Origin of the sequence: Marinobacter sp. UBA2498 (assembly GCF_002341575.1) — a bacterium.
GTDB classification, from domain to species: Bacteria; Pseudomonadota; Gammaproteobacteria; order Pseudomonadales; family Oleiphilaceae; genus Marinobacter; species Marinobacter manganoxydans.
Genome location: NZ_DDOI01000154.1, coordinates 17686 through 38139, shown reverse-complemented (window position 1 = coordinate 38139; position 20454 = coordinate 17686). Strand labels below are relative to the sequence as shown.

Annotated in this window: 22 protein-coding genes and 1 tRNA gene; 11 read left to right on the top strand and 12 right to left on the bottom strand. The window is 57.9% G+C overall.

The window, feature by feature from the left end:
* A partial coding sequence (locus B2W52_RS21400) for an AEC family transporter (protein ID WP_286804035.1) occupies window positions 1-693 on the top strand: 693 nt, incomplete at its 5' end.
* On the opposite strand, the gene B2W52_RS21395 is transcribed toward B2W52_RS21400, so the two are convergent.
* A complete protein-coding gene (locus B2W52_RS21395; RefSeq protein ID WP_286804034.1) occupies window positions 690-1463 on the bottom strand; it encodes a fructosamine kinase family protein in 774 nt (257 codons plus the stop codon). The genes B2W52_RS21400 and B2W52_RS21395 overlap by 4 nt on opposite strands.
* A gap of 85 nt (window positions 1464-1548) precedes the next feature.
* On the opposite strand from B2W52_RS21395, the gene B2W52_RS21390 reads away from it, so the two are divergent.
* Window positions 1549-1824 carry an acylphosphatase gene (locus B2W52_RS21390; protein ID WP_008174451.1) on the top strand — a complete coding sequence of 92 codons (276 nt, stop codon included), beginning with the start codon at window positions 1549-1551 and terminating at the stop codon, window positions 1822-1824.
* Here B2W52_RS21390 and B2W52_RS21385 read toward each other — a convergent pair.
* Complete coding sequence (locus B2W52_RS21385) at window positions 1821-2414, bottom strand: GNAT family N-acetyltransferase (RefSeq protein ID WP_273069335.1); 594 nt, start codon at window positions 2412-2414, stop codon at window positions 1821-1823. The two genes, B2W52_RS21390 and B2W52_RS21385, sit on opposite strands and share 4 nt — an antisense overlap.
* Window positions 2415-2442: 28 nt before the next feature.
* On the opposite strand from B2W52_RS21385, the gene B2W52_RS21380 reads away from it, so the two are divergent.
* Window positions 2443-3045: a DUF938 domain-containing protein gene (locus B2W52_RS21380; RefSeq protein WP_014576950.1), complete on the top strand. Its 603-nt coding sequence runs from the start codon at window positions 2443-2445 to the stop codon at window positions 3043-3045.
* Between the two features lie 77 nt (window positions 3046-3122).
* Here B2W52_RS21380 and B2W52_RS21375 read toward each other — a convergent pair.
* Window positions 3123-3213: transfer RNA gene (locus tag B2W52_RS21375), tRNA-Ser, on the bottom strand.
* 205 nt (window positions 3214-3418) lie between these two features.
* Here B2W52_RS21375 and B2W52_RS21370 point away from each other — a divergent pair.
* Window positions 3419-3949: an isochorismatase family protein gene (locus B2W52_RS21370; protein ID WP_273069332.1), complete on the top strand. Its 531-nt coding sequence runs from the start codon at window positions 3419-3421 to the stop codon at window positions 3947-3949.
* A 66-nt stretch (window positions 3950-4015) separates the two neighbouring features.
* Window positions 4016-4675: a cupin domain-containing protein gene (locus B2W52_RS21365; protein WP_053115043.1), complete on the top strand. Its 660-nt coding sequence runs from the start codon at window positions 4016-4018 to the stop codon at window positions 4673-4675.
* A gap of 28 nt (window positions 4676-4703) precedes the next feature.
* Here the strand turns inward: B2W52_RS21365 and B2W52_RS21360 are convergent, their stop codons facing one another.
* From B2W52_RS21360 to B2W52_RS21335, 6 genes are all read right to left on the bottom strand, one after another.
* On the bottom strand, window positions 4704-5069 hold the full coding sequence (locus tag B2W52_RS21360) for a DUF7352 domain-containing protein (protein ID WP_014576948.1): 366 nt from the start codon (window positions 5067-5069) through the stop codon (window positions 4704-4706).
* Between the two features lie 110 nt (window positions 5070-5179).
* A complete protein-coding gene (locus tag B2W52_RS21355) occupies window positions 5180-6079 on the bottom strand; it encodes a LysR family transcriptional regulator (protein WP_014576947.1) in 900 nt (299 codons plus the stop codon).
* 20 nt (window positions 6080-6099) lie between these two features.
* A complete protein-coding gene (locus B2W52_RS21350; protein ID WP_273069330.1) occupies window positions 6100-6717 on the bottom strand; it encodes a flavin reductase family protein in 618 nt (205 codons plus the stop codon).
* Window positions 6717-7913 carry an MFS transporter gene (locus tag B2W52_RS21345; RefSeq protein WP_273069328.1) on the bottom strand — a complete coding sequence of 399 codons (1197 nt, stop codon included), beginning with the start codon at window positions 7911-7913 and terminating at the stop codon, window positions 6717-6719. Before B2W52_RS21345 ends, B2W52_RS21350 begins: the two co-directional genes overlap by 1 nt.
* A gap of 3 nt (window positions 7914-7916) precedes the next feature.
* On the bottom strand, window positions 7917-8744 hold the full coding sequence (locus tag B2W52_RS21340) for a CheR family methyltransferase (RefSeq protein WP_008174436.1): 828 nt from the start codon (window positions 8742-8744) through the stop codon (window positions 7917-7919).
* Window positions 8745-8781: 37 nt separating this feature from the next.
* Window positions 8782-9711 carry a chemotaxis protein CheV gene (locus B2W52_RS21335; RefSeq protein ID WP_008174434.1) on the bottom strand — a complete coding sequence of 310 codons (930 nt, stop codon included), beginning with the start codon at window positions 9709-9711 and terminating at the stop codon, window positions 8782-8784.
* Between the two features lie 188 nt (window positions 9712-9899).
* Between B2W52_RS21335 and flgA the strand changes: the two genes are divergently transcribed.
* The 3 genes from flgA (at window position 9900) to B2W52_RS21320 (ending at window position 11579) form a co-directional block, all read left to right on the top strand.
* Window positions 9900-10601 (top strand): flagellar basal body P-ring formation chaperone FlgA, encoded by a 702-nt coding sequence (flgA, locus tag B2W52_RS21330; RefSeq protein WP_008174432.1) that lies wholly within the window; start codon window positions 9900-9902, stop codon window positions 10599-10601.
* 173 nt (window positions 10602-10774) lie between these two features.
* The gene (flgM, locus tag B2W52_RS21325) at window positions 10775-11101 is read left to right on the top strand and encodes a flagellar biosynthesis anti-sigma factor FlgM (protein ID WP_008174429.1); all 327 of its coding nucleotides are present in this window, start codon (window positions 10775-10777) and stop codon (window positions 11099-11101) included.
* A 7-nt stretch (window positions 11102-11108) separates the two neighbouring features.
* Window positions 11109-11579, top strand: a complete 471-nt coding sequence (locus B2W52_RS21320) for a flagella synthesis protein FlgN (RefSeq protein ID WP_008174427.1) — start codon at window positions 11109-11111, stop codon at window positions 11577-11579.
* 38 nt (window positions 11580-11617) lie between these two features.
* Here B2W52_RS21320 and B2W52_RS21315 read toward each other — a convergent pair whose 3' ends face one another.
* A complete protein-coding gene (locus B2W52_RS21315; protein WP_053115040.1) occupies window positions 11618-12367 on the bottom strand; it encodes a cyclic di-GMP-binding domain-containing protein, MshE-related in 750 nt (249 codons plus the stop codon).
* 227 nt (window positions 12368-12594) lie between these two features.
* Between B2W52_RS21315 and B2W52_RS21310 the strand changes: the two genes are divergently transcribed.
* The 3 genes from B2W52_RS21310 to B2W52_RS21300 all read left to right on the top strand — a co-directional run bounded on the left by B2W52_RS21310 (window position 12595) and on the right by B2W52_RS21300 (window position 15815).
* Window positions 12595-13206, top strand: a complete 612-nt coding sequence (locus B2W52_RS21310; protein WP_413540230.1) for a peptidylprolyl isomerase — start codon at window positions 12595-12597, stop codon at window positions 13204-13206.
* Window positions 13207-13210: 4 nt separating this feature from the next.
* On the top strand, window positions 13211-15109 hold the full coding sequence (gene mnmC / locus B2W52_RS21305) for a bifunctional tRNA (5-methylaminomethyl-2-thiouridine)(34)-methyltransferase MnmC2/FAD-dependent 5-carboxymethylaminomethyl-2-thiouridine(34) oxidoreductase MnmC1 (RefSeq protein ID WP_008174420.1): 1899 nt from the start codon (window positions 13211-13213) through the stop codon (window positions 15107-15109).
* 73 nt (window positions 15110-15182) lie between these two features.
* Window positions 15183-15815, top strand: a complete 633-nt coding sequence (locus tag B2W52_RS21300; RefSeq protein WP_008174418.1) for a CBS domain-containing protein — start codon at window positions 15183-15185, stop codon at window positions 15813-15815.
* Window positions 15816-15827: 12 nt separating this feature from the next.
* Here B2W52_RS21300 and B2W52_RS21295 read toward each other — a convergent pair whose 3' ends face one another.
* Together B2W52_RS21295 and ligA are read right to left on the bottom strand one after the other, a co-directional pair.
* Entirely contained in the window at window positions 15828-18578 is a 2751-nt protein-coding gene (locus B2W52_RS21295) for a hypothetical protein (RefSeq protein WP_273069323.1), read from the bottom strand.
* Between the two features lie 144 nt (window positions 18579-18722).
* The coding region (gene ligA / locus B2W52_RS21290; protein WP_286804033.1) for an NAD-dependent DNA ligase LigA at window positions 18723-20454 on the bottom strand (1732 nt) is incomplete at its 5' end.

Genomic DNA, 20454 nt, shown 5'->3' with positions numbered 1-20454 from the left:
ACCTGGCTCTGGGCCCGCTGGCGTGTGGTTCGGGAGAATCGTGGCGTTTACGTGCAGGGCGCGTTTCGGGGTAACTGCGGAATCGTCGGCCTGGCGCTTGCCGCCAATCTCTACGGAGACTTCGGCCTGTCGGCAGGTGGCATCCTGCTTGGCCTGGTGATCATCTCCTACAACATCCTTTCGGTGATCGTGCTGGTGGCCTACCAACCGGGGCAAACAACGGACTGGACGAAGATCTTCCATGACATCATCCGCAACCCGCTCATCCTGGCAGTCTTCGTGGCGATTCCCTTCGCTGCCCTGGATATCTCACTGCCGGGCTGGGTCATGACCAGCGGCGATTACTTTGCCTCACTCACCCTGCCCCTGGCGCTGCTTTGCATCGGCGCCACCGTATCCCTGAGCGCCATCCGGAGTGACAGCAAAACGGCCTTGGGTTCCAGCCTGTTCAAGATGGTAATACTGCCGGCGCTTTGCACCGCCGCAGCGTGGCTGGCCGGTTTTCGGGGTTCGGAGCTGGGCCTGATGTTCCTGTTCTTCGCCAGCCCGACGGCGGCCGCCAGTTTCGTAATGGTGAAGGCGCTGGGCGGTAATGACCGGTTGGCTGCCAATATCATCGCCCTGACGACCCTTCTGGCAAGCATCACTGTCACTCTGGGAGTCTTCGTGCTTCGCAGTACCGGCCTGATCTAGGCCCTGCCACGGCCTATTGCTTCAATCGCGGCAAAACCCACCTGGCAACCCTCCAGGTAACCACCTCCAAACAGGTTGTAGTGGTTCAGGTAATGGTAGAGGTTGTAGATCTCACGTTTGATGCCATAAACCGATGTTCTTGGGTAACACGCGTCGTAGGCCCGGTAGAATGCTTCGCCGAAACCACCAAACATCTGTGTCATGGCGATATCCGCTTCACGATCACCGCAGTAGACGGCCGGGTCAATCAGCCAGGGGCGGTCAGAGCCATAGAGCACGTTACCATTCCAGAGATCACCATGGAGCAGGCTCGGGTGCTCACAGTGGGCGTTCAGCCAGTCCATCAGGAAGCCCCCGTGCTGGTCCAATACCTGTTCGAAGCGAGTCCTCTGGCTGGCGTCACGAATACGTGAGACCTGGTAGCCAAGGCGGTCGTGGACAAAAAACTCACCCCAGTTGTCGCACCAGCGATTGGGTTGCGGTGCCAGGCCAATGTAATTGTCCCTGCCCCAGCCGTACGCCTCCTGCCGCAGGGCATGCATTCTGGCCAGCCCTTCACCCAGCACCTCCCGCGCCCGATCTGAGCCACCGGAAGACCGGATGGCGGTGATTTCGAGTTCGGTTTCGTTCACCCGATAAACGTGCGGCACACCGACGTCGGTCACCCCGGCCTCATCAAGTGCGCCTGCAAGGCGCTCCAATCCCTCCGCCTCGCAGACCAGGGCATCGGCATAACCAGTCGCATTGTGTTTCAGGTGGGTGGAGGCCATCAGCGTTCTCTCTCCTTGAAGTCGTCCTGCCCGAACCGGTAGATTGAAATAAAGCCTGACACGACAGAACGAGCGGGAGCAAACCATGGATACCAAACGCTGGCAACTTCTGATATCCGGCCGGGTACAGGGGGTCTACTATCGCGCCTCCACGGAACAGAAGGCCTCTTCCCTGGGTTTGACGGGGTTCGCTCGCAATCTGCCCGATGGACGAGTTGAGATTGTGGCCGAAGGCCCGGAGGAACGCCTGGACGAACTCAGAACCTGGTGCGCCGAAGGCCCACCGGATGCGCGTGTGGATGCGGTGGATATTGCGCCGGAATCGCCAACCGGGGAATTCAGCAACTTCAGCGTTCGTTAGGCAATACGCCTCAGCCAGAACGTCATGGGCTTGGCGGCTTCCGCCGCCTGATCCACATCTTTCCATGCATAGGTGGTGGTCAGTTCCGGTACTTTTCGGTAGCCGCGGTTGTGCCAGAATGAGTCCAGCGGCTGATAATCGGCGGGTCTGAGCGGATGATCTTGAGGCCGCTCGACCGCGCAGAAACAGCAGTGCGTAAAACGGCCCTGTTCCCGGGCATGGCCTTCCCGGTGGTCGAAGAAGGCCACCCCGATGCCCTGCCCCCGGTAATTCGGCAGCAGCACCGACTCACCGAAATAGAAGATCTTGTCTGGCTCATAACCCTGCTCGATGAACGGCCCTTTGAACTCGTCCGTTTCGTGGTCCATCGGGATGCCCGTGGCGGCGCCAACAACCGATTCGCCATCCAGGGCCAGCACGAAAAGACTCTCTGGCGAGCGGGCGTAGGTATCGAGGTACTTGCGCTCGTAGTCCATATCACCGTCGTACAGGTAGGGAAAATGGCGAAACACCTCGATCCTCAGGCGCGCGAGATCATTCAGGTATGGTTTAATCTGGTCACCGCTGAGCCGGCGTATTGAAACCGCCATAAACTACCCCCTGTCGAAAGGTCGGAGCATGCAAAAAGACAAGCCGTTTTCTCAAGCCTGCGAGAATAACAAAGCGCCGATTCTGGAAAAACTTGTCGAGCTTTTCAAACAGCCGGGCACCATTCTGGAAATCGGCACGGGCACTGGCCAGCACGCCGTTCACTTTGCCGCTCACCTACCCCACGTGGTTTGGCAGCCCACCGATCACCCTCAGAACGCCCAGCTTTCCCGGGCGTGGATCGACGATGCCCACCTTACAAATATCAACCCGCCCATTGCCCTGGAGGTATTGAACGGAGATTGGTCCAGCCTGCCCGCCATCGACGGCGCGTTCTCCGCCAATACGGCGCATATCATGGCCTGGGAAGAAGTGCAGGCAATGTTTCGCGGCCTCGCGGAGGCCCTACCCAGGGGCGCCATCTTCTGCCTCTATGGGCCTTTCAGCTATGGCGGTCGGCACACCAGTGAAAACAATGTACGGTTCGACCTGTCGCTTAGAACACAGGCGCCTCATATGGGAATACGGGATATGGAGGATCTTGAAGCTCTTGGTGAAGAAACCGGGCTGAAGCTTGAAAAGGATTTCGGGATGCCGGCTAATAATCGGTTGTTGGTTTGGAGAAAATCCTAGCTCGAACCCGGGAGGGTTCTTTCTACCCTGCCAATCGGCCAATAAAAAACCCCAGCATTTCTGCTGGGGTTTTGTATTGGCGGAGAGGGAGGGATTCGAACCCTCGAAACGCTATTAACGTTTACACACTTTCCAGGCGTGCGCCTTCAGCCACTCGGCCACCTCTCCAATAAACTGTTTCAAATCAGCAACGTCGTCGCTCATTTGAGGGCGCAAACTTTAATGGTTTTACGGGCGCTTGGCAACTCCCCCGGGGAAAATCGTCAAAAAAATTCGGGCGAGACGGGTTTTCTCTTTACCGGTTGAGCAGATTCAGGACTATCGTTAGTACAACGCCGAGTATAATCATTCAGTTTGTGGGGAGAGACTATCCATGCTGATGAAAGCCGAGCAATCGACGCTGTTGCTCATCGATGTTCAGGAAAAACTGATGCCCGCCATTAGCCATGGCGACGAGGTGGTGGACCGCTGCATCGTGCTGGCCACCATTGCCGGGCTCATGGAGGTTCCTGTGCTGGGCACCGAGCAGCTACCTGACAAGCTGGGACATAATGTTGAAGCGGTCCGGGAGCTCTGCAACCAGACCCTGGCCAAGCACCATTTTGATGCCTGCCCCGATGGGCTCGTTGACCAGTTGCCGGAGGGCCGGCAGCACATTGTAATCGGTGGCTGCGAGACCCATGTGTGTATGATGCAGACCGCCCTTAGCCTGCTGGATGCAGGTTACAAGGTATGGGTGGTGGCCGATGCTATCGGCTCACGCAATGAGTTTGACCGGGACGTCGCTCTGGACCGCCTGAACGAGAGCGGCGCCAGGATTGTAACGCTTGAGATGGTGGCGTTTGAATGGATGCGTCATTGCAAACATCCGCAGTTCCGGAACATTCAGGCCCTGATCAAATAGAGGCATCCGGAAGGCTGGCGCCCACGTAACTAGTCACTTCAATTTCAGGTGGTTTTGAGGTTCGCAATGCTCAACATGGACTTTTCCAAGAAAGTCATCATCCGCACCGAAGAGCAGGATTGGGTGCCCAGCCCTGCCGGTGGTGTTTTGAGAAAGCCTCTTGCCCGCGAGGAAGCAGAGCGTGGTCATGCAACCAGTGTGGTCCGGTACGAGCCTGGTGCCTCCTTCAACCGGCATGAGCACCCCCTGGGCGAAGAGATCCTCGTTCTGGATGGGGTGTTTTCCGACGAGACCGGCGACTACCCGGCCGGCACTTATTTGCGGAACCCGCCAGGCAGTGGACACGCCCCTTTCAGCGAGGAAGGCTGCACGCTGCTCGTCAAGCTGCATCAGTTCGACGAACGCGATGGATCCACAGTGCGCATCGATACGCGCACTGCGCCGTGGCGGCCCGGTATGGGCGGGCTTGAGGTGATGCCGCTGCACGAATTCGAGCACGAGCATGTGGCCCTGGTGAAGTGGCCGGCAAACGAGGTTTTCCAGCCCCATCGGCACTTTGGCGGCGAGGAGATATTCGTGCTGTCCGGTGAGTTTTGCGATGAACATGGTCGCTACCCGGCGGGCACCTGGATTCGGAGCCCCCACCTGAGCCAGCATCACCCGTTCGTGGACAAGGAAACAATCATCTGGGTAAAAACCGGCCACCTGCCGATCGAGACGCCATAAAAAAGGGCCCCGAAGGGCCCTGAAGTGGTCAAGAGATCGCTGTGTGTTGCCAGTTCTGCCTGCTGAACGCGTCGTTGCTTGCACCGTCAGATGCCGTATTGAAGAGCTCTTCTTCACCGGCAGGTATTGCAAACACGTGGTACGCCTCAGGGCCAAATGGATCCAGTGCGGTATCGAGGTATTCGAAGCTGTCAGGCACTGGTTCGCCCGAATAAGCGACTCGGAACTGCCGCTCAAGGGTTGGTGTGGTTACGTTCAGGGGCTGCTCCACCCAGAGGTAGACGGCCTTATGGGGCACGATGTATTCGCTGCGCACCACCCTGTAACCCTCTTTGAGCGTGAGCGTGGTCGGCTCTTTGCCCGGTTCCAGACGGAATTTGTGGATGGTCTTCATAGCTACTGCTCCTCTTCGGGTTGCTGCCTTTCACAACTCCATAATGGACAGGAACAGAGTTCGATAAAATAAGCTTTTGTGAGCTTTTAAGATCGATATTTTCGATGCAATCAGGCGTCACGATCACCCGTGTGAGCATCGACAATGGCACGGACGCCCTCATGGGCGGTTTTTCGGCCACGGGTGATGGCGAACAATTCATCCATGACGTCTTCAATTGAGGCAATCTGCTCTACCTCATACTGGCGGCAGACCTCCTCGCGGATTGAGGTTGGAGCAGCGAACACGCCATAGCCCTGGCTGCCAAATACCTTGATCAGGGCGCTGTCATCTACCCGGGCGACAAGTTTCATGCGAACCCCATTCAGGGAAAACCAGTTCATCAGTCGCTCGAAATAGGGTGCATCCGTGGCGTTGGCCAGCAACGGTTGGCCATTCAGGGATTCGGGAAACCCCTTTTTGAGCTTTCTTGCCAACTCTGGTGCGGCGAACAGGCTCATGCTGGATCCCGCCAGAGGGTGTACCGTGAGATTGCCGTCCTCCTGCAACCGTGGCACCCGGTCGGTCAGAACCAGATCCAGCTCCTTGCGTTTCAGGCTGAGCACGAGATCTTCGGTGCGCCCGGTCTGGCATTCAAGCTGGATGGACCGCTCGCCCGCCATCGCCGGCTGAAGCAGGTAGTAGGCAATCAGTTTGTGAATCGACGCGGAGACGCCGGCTCGCAGGGTCAGCGGGCGCTCGGAAGGATCAAGCCGCAGGGTTTCGGCAAGCTCACCGGTGAGGGCGAATATGTCGTCGGCGTAGCCGAGGATCAGCCGGCCGTAGTCTGTGAGGATCAGCTTGCGCCTTTCCCGGGAGAACAGGCGCCCACCCACTGAGGCTTCAAACGTCGCAAGCTGGCCACTGAGGGTCTGCGGCGCCAGTTCCAGGACTTCACTGGCTCGGGCGATCGAACCTTCCCGGCTGATCACCCAGAAATAGTAGAGATGGCGGAGGTTAAGCTGTTCCATTCCTTTGCCCTGCCCCCGATTCAGGATGGCCGCGGAATTTTGAGGATTTCACCGAAGGTGACGTATTCGCTTCCCCCGAGACGGCCGATCGGATCAATCGCAGCGCCATTGAAGGTCAGGCGATTCTTGTCATCGTAACGAGCTGCATCATCAGATACCCATACCCGGGTGACTTTTCCAAATACCAGTGACTGGGGCCCGGCACCGATTTCCTTGATGTCGTAGAGCTCGCAGGCAAAAGCCACGTGGCAGTCCTTGAGCCGAGGCAGGCTCGAGCCTTCAAAATCCACCAGCTCCAGATCAAGATTTTTCAGTTCGGATTCGCCATGGGGCAAGGTTCGCGAGGATTCTGTGACCGCCGCGGCGAGATCCCGGTGGGCGATGTGAATGACAAAATTCTTTCTCGCTTCAATGTTTACCCGGGTGTCTTTCGAAACGCCCTCCGCCGGTTTTTTACCAACGGAAATCATCAGCAACGGGGGATTGCTGGTGATCGGCGTAAAGAACGAGAACGGCGCCAGATTGTAGTCCCCATCCGGATTTTCACTCAGCACCCAGGCAACTGGCCTCGGAATCACTGTCTGGGTAAGGATGTGGTAGGCATCTTTCGGATCCATACCCTCGAAATCTATAAGCATCACTCTCTCCCGTTAACTGCAGCTTCGGGCGTTCGTTCGCGCAACAGCCACAAAGTCATCAATAACCCGTGAAGTATCAGGAAGGGTACGGCAACCATGACCAGACCGCCCCAGCCCAGCCAGCTCAGAATTGCGCCGGCAGACAGCGCCGCGGTCGCCTGGGAGCCAAAAACCATTATGTCGTTCAGGCCCTGGACGCGGAAGCGTTCGGCATCCCGATACCCCCGGGGCAGCAGCGTTGTGCCACCAACGAACAGGAAATTCCAGCCAACGCCGAGCAACAACAGCGCTGACATATAGTGGTGGAAGCTGACACCACTCGCGGCAAGGGCAATACAGCCCAGATAGGCCAGCAGGCCCGCTGCCATCATCAGGGGAATGCCTACCACGCGTGTCAGCCAACCGCTGATCAGCGACGGAAGATACATGGCCATTATGTGGAGCTGGATCACCCGCTTGGCATCGTCGAGGTCATGGCCGGCCATTTCGGTCATGCTCAGCGGCGTCGCCGTCATGATGAAACTCATCACCGCATAGCCAATGGCCGCGGCACTCATGGCCGCCCAGATCAAAGGGTTCGCCATAATCTCCCGTAGGGGGCGGCCTCCTCCCGGCCGGGATTCCTGGACGCGCTCGGCCCCTGCCCGGTAACCGATAGCAAGGATCAGCAAAGCCGCACCCTGGACGGCCGCCAGCGCGATCCAGCTGACCAGAAACGGGTATTGCTCCGCCGCGCCGCTACCCAGACCCGCAACTTCCGGCCCGAGCCAGGCTGCGACCAGACCACCCAGCAACACGCGAGCGGCAGCAGAACCCGCCATACCCGGCGCCACGGATTCCATGGCCGCAAACCGATATTGGTGAACCACCGCAAGCCCGGTACCACCGACCACGGCCGCAAGACAAAGAAGGGAAAACAGACCAGTCCAGGACGCCAGGCCTCCCATAAGACCTGCAACAATGCCCATGATGGCACCCAGCAGCATCACGCGCTTGCGCCCAATGCGCTCCATTAACCAGGTTGCCGGTTTGATAGCCAGAACGGTGCCTACGACCACCAGCCCGACGGGAAGTGTTGCGTACTCGGGCGCCGGGGCGAGCATTCTGCCCTGAATGCTGCCTATAAAAACGATAAAAGGCGCTGTGCACATGGCCAGCGCCTGAGCGGCAACCAGGACCCAGACATTGAGGGGCATGGATTATTTTTTCCTGTAGATGATTCCGGGGTGGCACTGAACCATCTCATAGAGATGGGGCAAGCCGTTGAGCGATTCCGAGGCACCAAGAACCAGGTAGCCGCCCGGGTTCAGGGTGGCGTGCATCCGGGTGAGAATGTCCTTTTTCAGGTCCGCCGAAAAATAGATCAGAACGTTCCGGCACATCACAATATCGAACTTGCCCAGCATATAACGCTCAAGCAGGTTCAACTCCTTGAACTCCACCATGCTCTTGATCTGGGGTTTGATCTGCCAGCCACCGTTCAGGGACGGCGTGAAAAACTGCTTCTGGCGCTCTGGCGAGAGCCCCCGACCAATGGCAAGCATTTCATACTCGCCCTTGCGAGCCACATCAAGAACGCTTTTGGAGATATCCGTCGCGGTGATCTTTACATCCCGCAGCTTCCCGGGCCTCGCCCGCCGAAACTCCTCGACGATCATGGCAATCGAATACGGCTCCTGGCCGGTTGAGCAGGCCGCAGACCAGATACGCAAAGGCTGCATCGAGTTGCGCTCTGCGAATTCGGGAAGCAGTTTCTCCTGAAGAATCCGGAAAGGGTGATTGTCACGGAACCACAGGGTTTCATTGGTTGTCATCGCATCGATGACAGTCTCTTTCAGACCGCCCCGCCCGGGGCGCTTAAGGCGCTCGAGCAGTTCACCCAGGGTATTCAGGCTGTTCTCTTCAAGAATCCTGCGCAACCGGCTTTTGACCAGGTACTGTTTATTATCGCCCAGTAAAATCCCACAGGCATCCTGCAGGAACGATTTGAAGGCTTCATATTCCTGTGGCGTTATTTCCGCTTTCATTGGGTCTCTGTTCTGAGTGAATCTTTGAGCGGCTCCATCAACCCTGGTCGATGATTTCCATCACCCGCTCTGCCAGCTCGTCCGGACTGAACTTTGCCATAAAGTCGTCGGCCCCGACCTTCTTTACCATGGCCTGGTTGAACACACCGCTGAGTGAGGTGTGAAGCATAACAAACATATCCGAAAGCGCCGGGTCCTCTTTCACCTTGGTGACGAGGGTGTAGCCATCCATTTCAGGCATCTCCACGTCCGAGATGATCAGGGAGAAGTGATCCTTGGCCCGGGAACCATCCGCAGTGATTTCCTTCAGATGTTCAATAGCCTGCTTGCCGTCGTTTTTCAGCACCACTTCCATGCCAATTGCGGTGAGACACCGCTGTATCTGGCGCCGGGCCACGGATGAATCATCGACCACCAGCACGGGCAGATGCCCCGGTACCCTATCCGCGCTCTTACTCAGAACGGCTTCGGTTACGTCCTCCCCAAGCGGAGAAACTTCTGAAAGAATCTTCTCTACATCAATGATTTCGATAAGCTTATCATCAATTTTCGTGACAGCGGTAAGATAGACATCCTTGCCGGCCCCTTTGGGTGGAGGCAGGATTTCTTCCCAGTTCATGTTCATGATTCGCTCGACGCCGCTCACCAGGAAACCCTGCGTTTTGCGATTGTATTCAGTGATGATGACGAAACTGGTGGAGAGCTCTTCTTGCGGGATACCGGGCAGACCGATTGCCATGCTCAGATCGATAATGGGGATAGTCTCACCCCGGCTATGGGCTACGCCTCGAACAACCGGCCGGCTGTTGGGCAGGGAGAACAGCTTCGGACACTGCAGAACCTCTTTCACCTTGAACACGTTGATCCCGTAGATCTGACGCCCCCTGAGACGGAAAAGAAGCAGCTCTAGGCGGTTCTTTCCGACCATCTGAGTGCGCTGGTTGACACTGTCCAAAACCCCTGCCATTTCGATTCTCCTGGCTTGCCGGAATTACAACGGCATATATCTTGCTGTTCACTGAATAATAGCCTGATCGACGGAAACCCGTCATATCAGGGGTGGGTCAGCCCATTTAACGGCCACTTTTACCGAATCCTTAGCCTGATTCGGGCTTTTCTGCCCTGTTGTTGACAGCATAGGACAAACTGATACGTATGCGCATCACGAATTTCGCCCTACTACTGCTAATGTCTGGCCTGAGCACGCCGCTCCTTGCTGGAACGACAGCTGAACAGATTCAGAAAGCAACCCTGGCGTTTCTGGACAGCTTTGCGTCTGAACAGGCCGAGCATGGCTACACCGTTTCCTTCGAACCCGGTTCCATCGACAGCCGCCTCGCTCTCGCCGAGTGCGAAAAGCCTTTGAGTGTAGAGTTCAGCGGGGATCCATGGAAAAGCACCAGCCCGTCGTTGCAGGTAGCCTGCGAAGGAACCCGCCCATGGCGAATGTTTGTTACCGCTTCAGTTTCTATCCATGGGCCAGCCCTGGTGGCAGCGAGGCCACTCACACGTGGAGAGCGAATAACCGAAGGGCTGCTTGCGAAGCAGTCTGTTGAAATCAATTCATCCAGACGTGGCGTGATTACCGACTCGAAGCAGGCGATTGGCATGGAAGTGCGGCGCGCAGTGAATGCCGGATCGCTCGTTACACCAGACATGCTTTCGGCCCCGAATGCGGTCGAACGAGGCGATCATGTTATCATCACCGCCAAAACCGGCGGATTTTCAGTACGTTCCCGGGGCAAAGCCCTGGCAAGCGCCAGCGTTGGCGAACAGGTTCTGGTTGAGAATCTGCGCTCATCGCGCACGATAAGAGCCAGCGTTGTCGCGCCGGGCCACGTGGAGATTCCGATGTGAGCCGCGTGCGGCAGAGGCTTGCCGGAGCGGCAAGTGAATGCCGCAAAACCGGTCGTAAAAGCAGATGAAAAAAAGTGCTAAAAGTACTAAAGGTTTTCGCGGCGCCGCCGTTAAGAAGACATAAACTCGAGTAAGCGCCGCATTCGTGGCGCGACAGGCAAGCAGGTACAGATATGTCAGTTGACTTAAATGGAATTGGCCCCGGCCAGGTCAACACCCAGAGAACCACGGCCGACAAAAGCTCCGGCGCACAGAATACCCAGCCGGCATCCAACGAACAGGCGAAGACACAGGCCCAGGGGGCCCGTGGTGAGAACGTCAGCCTGAGCAATCAGGCAAAGAATCTGAAGCAGCTCGAACAAAAGCTGGGCGATTATCCGGAAATGGATGACGACCGCATCGAGCAGATCCGTTCCGCCCTCGAAAATGGCACGTACAAGATTGACGCCGAGAAGCTGGCCCAGAAAATGCTTGAGATGGATGAAAGCATTTTCGGGTGAGTAGACCATGGCCGCAATTGATGATTTGAAGACCCTTCTTTCCCAGGATATCAGCCAGCTTGAAACACTGGCTGACGTTCTCGGCAAGGAAAAGACCTGCCTTGCGAATTCCGACCTCCGCCAGCTGGACGCCCTGACCAGAGAGAAGAACGATCTCCTCGGTGCAGTCCGCGAACGCGCCAAACAGAAAATCCGAACGCTCGTACAAATGGGATATCGCCCCGAAAGTGGCGAGCCTTCCCGCTTTATTCGCAGCGCCGGATTCTCGGATCTCTTCGAACTCTGGCAGGAAGCGGACCAGAAGCTGCGAACCTGTCAGACGCTGAACCAGACCAACGGTCGCGTAATCAGCCACTTGCAAAAGCGTTTGTCGAGGCTCACAGATATTTTCCGCGGCGCCACCGGCCAGCAAAAGCTGTACGGTGCACAGGGTCAGCAGACCACGGTATCAAGCAGCACGGTGCTCGCCAGCGCCTGAGCCCGGACGCATGGCTCTGCCGAGCCATGCTTTCCACTTCATCGGGTGTAGATGGTCATCTGGGAGTCGGGATGAAACCGGATGTCGTGAATGCTCACGTTGCCCATTGAAGCTCCCTGGCCTCCCGTAACCCGTATATTGTCCATCCGAATTTCCTCGATGCGCTCAGGGAACGCCAGCATCAGGGCGCCATCTTCTCTTACCCGATAACGTGGCTCCCCTTCACGATAATGCACACCGGAAATGCTGAGATCTGAATCCAGGAAGTTCAGAACCGGCACGAAGATATTGGCGGAAAGCTTGAGACCTTCAATAACATCTGCGGATGCCTCGGAGCCCTGCTCCCCATTTCCTGCGGGGTTCTCCGCCATCTTGCTGACAATACCAATGCGCTGCAGCAAGGTCGGATCGCCCTGACCGGAAATCGCCGCCAGCTCGGCTTCGCTCATGGGGGCAAGATTGCCTCTGTCATAAAGTTCGCCGGCTTCCAGTATTGCCTGTGACGCCTCGGCCGAATTGCTGGCCGCAAAGGTTACCAGGGGCTGGAATGGCAGCGTGACCGCTGTTACCAGGGCGGCAGCGTTGCGATAGCGGGACTGGTGCTTGAGGACACGGTGCAGCTCCTTCTCGCTGATCCAGCCCGCCTGGATAAATACCTCACCCAGGCGCTGTCCCGATTCGCGCTGAAGCCTGAGGCCTTCGTTAACCTGCCCCTCAGACAGATACCCACGATTGATAAGCAATCGCCCGAGGCGTGATTTCTCTTCAAATCCCTGACGGATTCTCACCCAGTGTCTCCTTTTAAACAGTGAAAACCGTACAACCCGGCCCGGCCAGTGTGATCCATGACTTCCGATATCGGGAAGGTTAGCCGATCACACAACAATGTGCGTGGATGCAGTGCCCGTTTTACCATCACCATCTGGTAAGATCTGGCACCTGATAACAGAATTCGCCGAATTGTCGCAGGAAACACACCTGCTAATAACACGGAGAACGGCTGCAAATGACAAACATGGTAAAGCCCCTGAAAACTGTGACACCCGTATTGCTTATGGCACTCGCCCTGCTCATGCCGACTGCCGCGGTGCAGGCGCAAACCAATGAGCAACTGGCCAGTGATCCTCTTCCGAAGGTCCGCATGGTGACCAGTGAAGGCGCTATCGAGCTTCAGCTTCGCCCGGATGTTGCGCCCGAAACGGTCGACAATTTCCTGCAGTACGCCGAAGACGGTTTTTTCGACGGCACCATCTTCCATCGGGTTATACCCGGGTTCATGATCCAGGGCGGCGGTTTCACCCGGGATCTCTCCCGCAAGTCCACTCGGGCCCCTATCCGCAATGAAGCGAAAGAGACACTGCCGAACCTTCGTGGAACCATTGCGATGGCTCGCACCAGTGCGCCTGATTCCGCCACGTCCCAGTTCTTTATCAACCTTTCCGACAACGGGTTCCTGAACGCCGGAGTTCGCGGCCCGGGTTATGCGGTTTTTGGCAAGGTGACCGAGGGCATGGGCGTTGTCGATGCCATTGCCCGCAAACAGACCACCCGGAAACAGGGGATGGCCGATGTGCCGGTTGAACCTGTGATCATCGAAACCGTCACCGTGGTCGACCCCGAAGGCTGACACCGTGGACCGTGCTCCCCTGCCGCCCGGAATAGAGCCCGCTGAACTGGCTTGGCACGACGGCGTCCCGGAGTCCATCCGGTTCGGCGATGTCTATTTCAGCCGCGACAATGGTCTCGAGGAAACACGCTACGTTTTCCTGCAACACAACCAGTTGCCCGAACGTTTCGCACAGATTCCCGAAGGCGGCAATTTCGTTATTGCCGAAAACGGCTTTGGAACCGGCCTGAACTTTCTCGCCGCCTGGCAAGCCTGGCAGCGACACGCTCCGGCCCATGCGGCGACGCTGCACTTCGTTTCCGTTGAACGTTTCCCCCTCACCCACGAGGACCTGGCCCGGGCCCTGGCACAGTGGCCCGAACTGGCTGCGCTGGCCGACGAACTGCTTCTGCATTACCCACCCCTGGTGCGTGGGGTACACAGGCTGGTCCTGGCCGGGGGGCAGGTTCGACTGACGCTATTTTTCGGCGACATTAACGACGCCTGGCAATCCCTGGATTTTCAAGCCGACGCCTGGTTTCTGGACGGGTTCGCTCCGTCCCGCAACCCGGATATGTGGCTGGAAAACATCATCAACAAGATCCGTGCACACAGCAGGCCGGGTACAACTCTGGCGACCTTTACCTCCGTTGGCCGGATTCGTCGGGCCTTGATGGGGGCCGGATTCCGGATGGAAAAAACCGCCGGATACGGTCGCAAACGGGATATGCTGAAAGGCGTTCTTGTCGCGGAGAACCCGGCACCCATCAAAACGGCTCCCACGGAACAACAGGAATCGATCGCAATAATCGGCGCAGGTGTTGCCGGCTGCGCACTGGCAAGAAACCTGGCAGACCGGGGCTACCCGGTAACACTGATCGACGCCCATGGCCCGGGTGCAGCGGCGTCCGGCAACGCCCAGGGCGCCCTGTATGTGAAGCTGGGCGTAGAGTTCAACGACCAGACCGAGCTGGCGCTCACAGCACTCTCGTTCGCGCAGCGTTTCTACCACAACTGGCGCGACCAGCACTGGCATCCGACCGGCCTGCTACAGCTGGCCCACAACTCCCAGGAAGCGGACCGGCAGCGGAGGTTTCTCCAAAGGAACGACTACCCCCGGAGTATCTTTTACCCGGTGACCCGGGAACAGGCCAGCGCCCTGACAGGCGTGCCAACGGAATCGGGCGGGCTCTGGTTCCCCGGCAGTGGCTGGCTCGAACCCGCAAACCTTTGCAAGGAACTGGCGAACCACCCGCTGATATCCACGGTGTTCCATAGCGAGGTCAACAATCTTCGGCGTTCGGACGGCACATGGAGCATTTCGACGGAAAACAACAGATCGATCACCGCTGACCGGGTGGTCATCTGCTCGGGCCATCTCAGCCCGGAGCTTATCCCGACAAAGGGTCGTTTCCGGTTGAAAGCCATTCGTGGCCAGGTTAGCCACCTGCCAGCGACAGCTCTCAGAGGCCCAACGGCCGTTATCTGTGGTAACCGGTATTTGAACCCTGCACTGGGCGAGTTTGCCGTAACCGGCGCAACCTTCGATCTACGTGATAACAACCCATTGCCCACCGTGGAAAGTCATAACGAGAACATCGACGAACTCGGCTCGATGCTGCCTGCGGTGTTTTCCGATGAAAGCGATGCGCTTCGCGGGGAGGAACTCAGTGGCCGGGTTGCCTTCCGATGCACCACCCATGACTACCAGCCGGTGGCCGGACCCGTTTTCGACGGCGAGAGCGGCGATCTCGATAGCCTTTACCTCCTTACTGGCCTTGGCAGCAAAGGACTGACCTACGCACCGCTCCTGGCCGAATATCTGGCTGACTTGCTCACCGGACAACCTCCCTGCCTTCCCGCGAACCTGGCCAAACGCCTTGAAACCCGACGCCTCTATCAGACGAATGTGGTGGTTTCGTAATAAACTCCAGCTGAAGTTTCCGGTCAGACTGCCGATAACCATCGAAATGGTGGCATAGTCACGGAGAGAACCCATGTCCATTTTTGTCAGCGAACCCGGCCGCCCGGTCGGAACCCGGCTACCGGAAACATTCCGGGCAAGGCCCGTGGGTGATGTTACAGAGCTGGCAGAAACCCAGAGCATCAATCCTGGCCGAAGTGAGGCAACGGACGCCGAGTTCCAGCAGGCCGCCAATGCCGGTCGCTACAAAGCACTGGAGGAATACGGCGCGGCGGCCGCTGGCGAGCGCCGTGAAGACCGCCCGTATCTGCCGGTATCCAGCATCTCGTCTCAAACCCTGTATTCCGTTCCGGCGTCTGCAACGATTTCTGAGGCTTTAACCGTCATGGACGAGCACCAGGTGCACCACCTTGTGATCATGGCGGACAACAACGTTGCCGGCCTTGTCGACCTGCGTTGGCTCCTGGGCTGGCTTCACGAGAATGAAGCCGATGCCATGAGCCAGAGCCTGGTTCACATCGAGTTGCCCGCCTTCCTGACAGCCTCACCCGAGACCGATGCCCACCAGCTTGCCAGACTTATGCTGGCCCACCAGCTCAATGCCGCCCTGGTGGTAGATGCGAAAGGCGCCGCCTCCGGAATTGTTACCAGCACGGACTACCTGCGACTCTACGCCAGCTCAGGCCGCCATCAGGGAACGGTGTAGCCCCCACGTTCCCTAATTCAGAGGCGTCAACAGTTCTCCCTCTGGACTGAAGAGAAGCACATACCAGTTGTTGCCTATTCGGGTTAATGCCGGTATTTCGTCATCCCGGTAGTTTTCCAGATCCAAGATCGCAGAGTCATCCGCTGCAAGCTGGTATCGCCAGTTGTTTCTGAATTCCGACTCTTCCTCTTCCGTCTCGGGTTCTGGAACCAGCGATACCCGGGCAGCGATGCCCTGCTCCATTCCGGACACCACACCGCCGCTGGCGAAGTCGCCGTTCGTGGTACCAGCCACAACCATGTCGCCATCGAAATCAGCCAACCCAAGAAATGCCTCGCTGGACTGATCGCCTTCGTCATTCAGGGTGAAGGCCCGACTGACATTCCCGGCGGCTGAATATCCCAGCAGGAACCCGGCAGCACTGGAAAGCGCCTCCCTCTCCAGAACGGGGTCTTCCTCGTCCTGCTCCAGCACAGAATAGGATCCATCACTGGCACCAATCAGCCAGAGCGTGCTACCGGTATACAGTCCGTTGGAAACCGGTTCATCGCCAGTGGTGCCAACCTGTTTGACATCAAGTTCGCTGGTGGCACTGGAGGCGTTAAAGAAGAAGGCATCAATGCCGCCGATGACTGAAGCGCCTTCCACAGATCCCGCGGCCGAACCAAACAACCCGGGGTTCACAGATTCTGTGCTGCCGCCGGCAACACGGTCATCGGCTGCTGAGCCGGCCTGGCGGGTCCAGGCAACCGCAGGCTGCTGCGTGTTGCCGTCCAGTTCAGTATCAATTCGCTGCAGGAAGCTGTCCCTGCCGCCCGATCCCTGCTGCTGATCAAACACACCTTCCGTTTCCCCGGCCAGGATGACATAGCCGGTGTCACGGTTGATTCCGGCCCAGCGAACCTGATCATCAGCATCCGTTCCGGTCCCGATGGTCCAGGTGGGAACGTATTCGCCACCGTTGGTGGCGGAATCAAACCAGTAAAGCGATGTCACTGAATCCAGGCGGCCCAGACCGGACGTTCCCGCCACCGACTGATCGGTGCTGTAGGCCACGACAAATTCGAACCGGTCTACCTTGGTCCCACCCTCGGTCACCTTCCGCTGCACCACGTTTATGACCGGATCCGGAGCGCTCAGGCTGTCGCTCGCAGAGGATATGTCAACCTGCTGCAACTGAGTGCCTCGTTGGTCAAAAATCCGCACCAGCACCCGGTCGTTATCCTGGGTGTCGTAGCCGGCAACGAACAGCCTGCCGTCATGGCCCATCGAGATGTCTGTGGCCACAAAGCCGTCGCCAGGGTTCAGAGCAAGCGGAGACGTCAGCTCGTTGAGGCTGACCCGGATCAGGTTTTCAGCCTCCGCCCGGGCATAATCCTCTCGACCGGCCTGGAAGTTCTCGTTGAGGCCCAGCAGGATAAACCGGTCACTGAAGGCCGGGTTGGCATAGCCAGCCTCCGGTACCCGAATCCGGAAAGGCACTTCATCGGTCCCTTCTGGAAAAATCAGTTCGTCATTCTCAACCCAGTTTCCGTCTTCCAGTCGCTCGATAACGAACTCGGATTCGAGACGTGCGGTGGAGTCTTCGGTGTGGCTCAGCTTCGCAAAAATATCCCGGTCTCTGTCTCCAGAGAGTCTCGCGACGTATTCGCGCACAGCACCCACGTTCAGCGTATCCCTGCCGCCACCGTTTACAGTTTCCAGCGACAGAACCGGCTCGTTGTCCTGAATGGACAAATTGGTAACGACACCACCGTTACCGCTGCCAAGACCGGCCAGACCGGATCGCACTTCTGTCAGTGCCAGGCGAAGGGACTCGACGGGCTCGGCAAAGCTGTCCTCGACCACCTCCAATGGCAGATAACACTCGGTAATACCCGGCTCAAGTGTGATCACGCCGCGCGTATAGAAGCCCTGTTCGTCAAGCTCATAGTCGATATAGCCCAGCTCGCTTTCCCCCGTCTCATCGCGAGGCAATGAACTGTTGCTGCCCAACCCGACAATGTCCGTGCCGAGGATCGCATCTCCCGCATTGGAGGCACTGTGATCGCAGTTCTGGTGTGGAGGCGAGAATCCGACGTCGCAACTGGATGCGTCATAGTCAGACAAAAGCTCAAAAGCTACCGCTACCTGGGTTACCGACGGTTGATCCAGGGTAACCTTGACGAAGACGCGGCGCGTCGGAAGTGTCAGCTCCCTGGTACCGGATACGGAGCCGTCATCGTTGTAGAGATTAATGGTAACGCTGTGCTCACCCTCGGTTTCAAGATCGGGCAAGGTGCATTGTTCGCGGTTACTGGCAGGGATTTCCGGGCTTTCACCTTCCGTAAACGGCTCTGCATCCAGAGACATTACATTGTATTTCACGTCAATATCGAACGGCTGGGCGCCGGCCATGCGGCCGTCGGTTGTTACCAGATTGATGCCTTCGGTCTTGCCCAGGTCCGCCTCTCCTCGACTACCGCCGGTGAGACCGGGGACACCGCGCATAATGATGCCCTGGCGAGCCTTGTTACTGGTGTCCTCGAGCGCCAGCCAGGACGGCGCATTGGTCAGGGAATAATCAAGGATATCTTCGCCACCGTAGGCCCCGAAGTTGTAGGAGTATTCAACACCGAGATAGGCGAACACTGGGGGTACGCCAAGGATTGTGGGCTGGTCGGGATCCTTTTCCGTCTTGCACGCAGCAAGCCCCAGTGAAAGCAGGGCCAGAACGGCAAGTTGGCGAACAGGATGAATGCGGGAGTGAAAATCGGCGCCCATGAAAAAATCCGTTTCTATCGTTGTTGTTATGGTAGCGACCGCCCGGATGAAACATGAACACCGGGCGGTTTACACACCGTTACAGAACAACGCCATGGTAGCCAATTTGATACGCAGGGGATCTGCGCGAGTTCTCAGATTCGGTTAGCCCGCGCCCTGGCCGTGCTCTTCCAGCAACGCCACCAGCCCGGCTTCATCAAGAACAGGTACCTCTAACTGTTCAGCCTTGGCCAGTTTGGAACCGGCGGCCTCGCCAGCCACCACGCAGGCCGTCTTTTTAGAAACGCTTCCGGCCACCTTGGCTCCAAGGGATTCCAGCTTCTCTTTGGCTTCGTCCCGTGTCATTCCGGAAAGCGTACCGGTCAGCACCCAGGTCTGGCCTTTCAGAGGCTTCTCTCCCTCCCGGACTTCCTCTTCCTGCCACCTCACACCGGCTTCACGCAGGGCATCCAGGGTTTCGCGATTGTGGGTCTGCTCGAAAAAGCTACGGATATGACCCGCAACGATCGGCCCGACATCCGGAACCGTTTGAAGGCTCTCTTCATCCGCTGCAGCAATGGCCTCCAGAGTTCCGAAGTGGCCCGCCAGGGCTTTAGCGGTGGCCTCCCCCACCTCCCGGATGCCAAGGGCATAAAGGAACCGCCAGAGCCCGGGGTTTCTGGCCCGATCAATGGCAGCCACCAGATTGGCCGCCGACTTTTCTCCCATTCGCTCAAGTTTCACCAGGTCGTCGGTGGTCAGGCGATACAGATCGGCAACGGTTTCCACCATGCCCTGATCCACCATGATATCTATCCACTTGTCTCCAAGGCCCTCAATATCGAGGGCTTTGCGGGAGGCATAGTGGCGAATGGCTTCCTTTCGCTGCGCGGGGCAGAACAGGCCCCCAGAGCAGCGGGCAACGGCTTCACCTTCGATCTGGATAACATCCGAGTCGCACACCGGGCACTGTCGGGGCAATTCTACTTCCCGGGCGCCTGAGGGGCGTTTTTCGGCCACCACTTTGACTACCTGCGGAATCACATCTCCGGCGCGGCGAATGAACACGGTATCGCCGATATGAACATCCAGTCGGCGAATTTCGTCCATGTTATGGAGGGTGGCGTTGCTCACCGTTACACCGCCCACGAACACGGGTTTTAACCTCGCAACCGGGGTAACCGCGCCAGTACGACCGACCTGGAATTCCACGTCCTCGATAACCGTGAGTTCCTCCTGAGCCGGAAACTTCTGGGCAATCGCCCAACGAGGGGCCCGGGATACAAAACCCAGGGCCTTTTGCTGGTCAAGCCGGTTCACCTTGAAGACGATACCGTCGATTTCGTAGGGGAGTCCGTCCCGTTTGTCCATCAGCGCGCTGTAGGCTTCGAGGCATTCCTCCGCGCCCTTGGCCTTGCGCATCTCGGGATTAATACGGAAACCCCAGCTCTGGACTCTCTTGAGCCCCTCCCACTGGGTATCCGGCAAGAGGCTTTCGTCGGTTACCGCAACGCTGTAGGCGCACATTTCGAGAGGGCGTCTGGCGGTTACTGTCGATTTTTTCTGCCGGAGGCTGCCGGCCGCCGCATTACGGGGATTAACGAAGGTCTTCTCGCCACGCTCCGCCAGGCGGCGATTAAGCTGCTCGAAACCGTCCTTCGGCATGTAGACTTCGCCGCGGACCTCCACCAGATCGGGCACGTCGTCGCCACGGAGCTTCAGCGGCACCGAGGGAATGGTTCGGATATTGGCGGTTATGTCCTCCCCGGAATAGCCATCCCCCCGGGTGGCGGCGGTCGTCAGGGCGCCATTCTCGTAGTGCAGGCTCACCGCCAGCCCGTCCAGCTTCGGTTCACAGACATACTCCACGTCCTCAGTGATACCGAGCCGATCTTTT

What these genes read in the sequence shown, in the direction of transcription:
- B2W52_RS21395 (WP_286804034.1), bottom strand. Translation starts at nt 1,463, where the DNA reads ATGGCCTCCACCCACCTGAAACACAATGCGACTGGTTATGCCGATGCC.
- B2W52_RS21390 (WP_008174451.1), top strand. Translation starts at nt 1,549, where the DNA reads ATGGATACCAAACGCTGGCAACTTCTGATATCCGGCCGGGTACAGGGG.
- B2W52_RS21385 (WP_273069335.1), bottom strand. Translation starts at nt 2,414, where the DNA reads ATGGCGGTTTCAATACGCCGGCTCAGCGGTGACCAGATTAAACCATAC.
- B2W52_RS21380 (WP_014576950.1), top strand. Translation starts at nt 2,443, where the DNA reads ATGCAAAAAGACAAGCCGTTTTCTCAAGCCTGCGAGAATAACAAAGCG.
- B2W52_RS21370 (WP_273069332.1), top strand. Translation starts at nt 3,419, where the DNA reads ATGCTGATGAAAGCCGAGCAATCGACGCTGTTGCTCATCGATGTTCAG.
- B2W52_RS21365 (WP_053115043.1), top strand. Translation starts at nt 4,016, where the DNA reads ATGCTCAACATGGACTTTTCCAAGAAAGTCATCATCCGCACCGAAGAG.
- B2W52_RS21360 (WP_014576948.1), bottom strand. Translation starts at nt 5,069, where the DNA reads ATGAAGACCATCCACAAATTCCGTCTGGAACCGGGCAAAGAGCCGACC.
- B2W52_RS21355 (WP_014576947.1), bottom strand. Translation starts at nt 6,079, where the DNA reads ATGGAACAGCTTAACCTCCGCCATCTCTACTATTTCTGGGTGATCAGC.
- B2W52_RS21350 (WP_273069330.1), bottom strand. Translation starts at nt 6,717, where the DNA reads ATGCTTATAGATTTCGAGGGTATGGATCCGAAAGATGCCTACCACATC.
- B2W52_RS21345 (WP_273069328.1), bottom strand. Translation starts at nt 7,913, where the DNA reads ATGCCCCTCAATGTCTGGGTCCTGGTTGCCGCTCAGGCGCTGGCCATG.
- B2W52_RS21340 (WP_008174436.1), bottom strand. Translation starts at nt 8,744, where the DNA reads ATGAAAGCGGAAATAACGCCACAGGAATATGAAGCCTTCAAATCGTTC.
- B2W52_RS21335 (WP_008174434.1), bottom strand. Translation starts at nt 9,711, where the DNA reads ATGGCAGGGGTTTTGGACAGTGTCAACCAGCGCACTCAGATGGTCGGA.
- flgA (WP_008174432.1), top strand. Translation starts at nt 9,900, where the DNA reads ATGCGCATCACGAATTTCGCCCTACTACTGCTAATGTCTGGCCTGAGC.
- flgM (WP_008174429.1), top strand. Translation starts at nt 10,775, where the DNA reads ATGTCAGTTGACTTAAATGGAATTGGCCCCGGCCAGGTCAACACCCAG.
- B2W52_RS21320 (WP_008174427.1), top strand. Translation starts at nt 11,109, where the DNA reads ATGGCCGCAATTGATGATTTGAAGACCCTTCTTTCCCAGGATATCAGC.
- B2W52_RS21310 (WP_413540230.1), top strand. Translation starts at nt 12,595, where the DNA reads ATGGTAAAGCCCCTGAAAACTGTGACACCCGTATTGCTTATGGCACTC.
- B2W52_RS21300 (WP_008174418.1), top strand. Translation starts at nt 15,183, where the DNA reads ATGTCCATTTTTGTCAGCGAACCCGGCCGCCCGGTCGGAACCCGGCTA.
- B2W52_RS21295 (WP_273069323.1), bottom strand. Translation starts at nt 18,578, where the DNA reads ATGGGCGCCGATTTTCACTCCCGCATTCATCCTGTTCGCCAACTTGCC.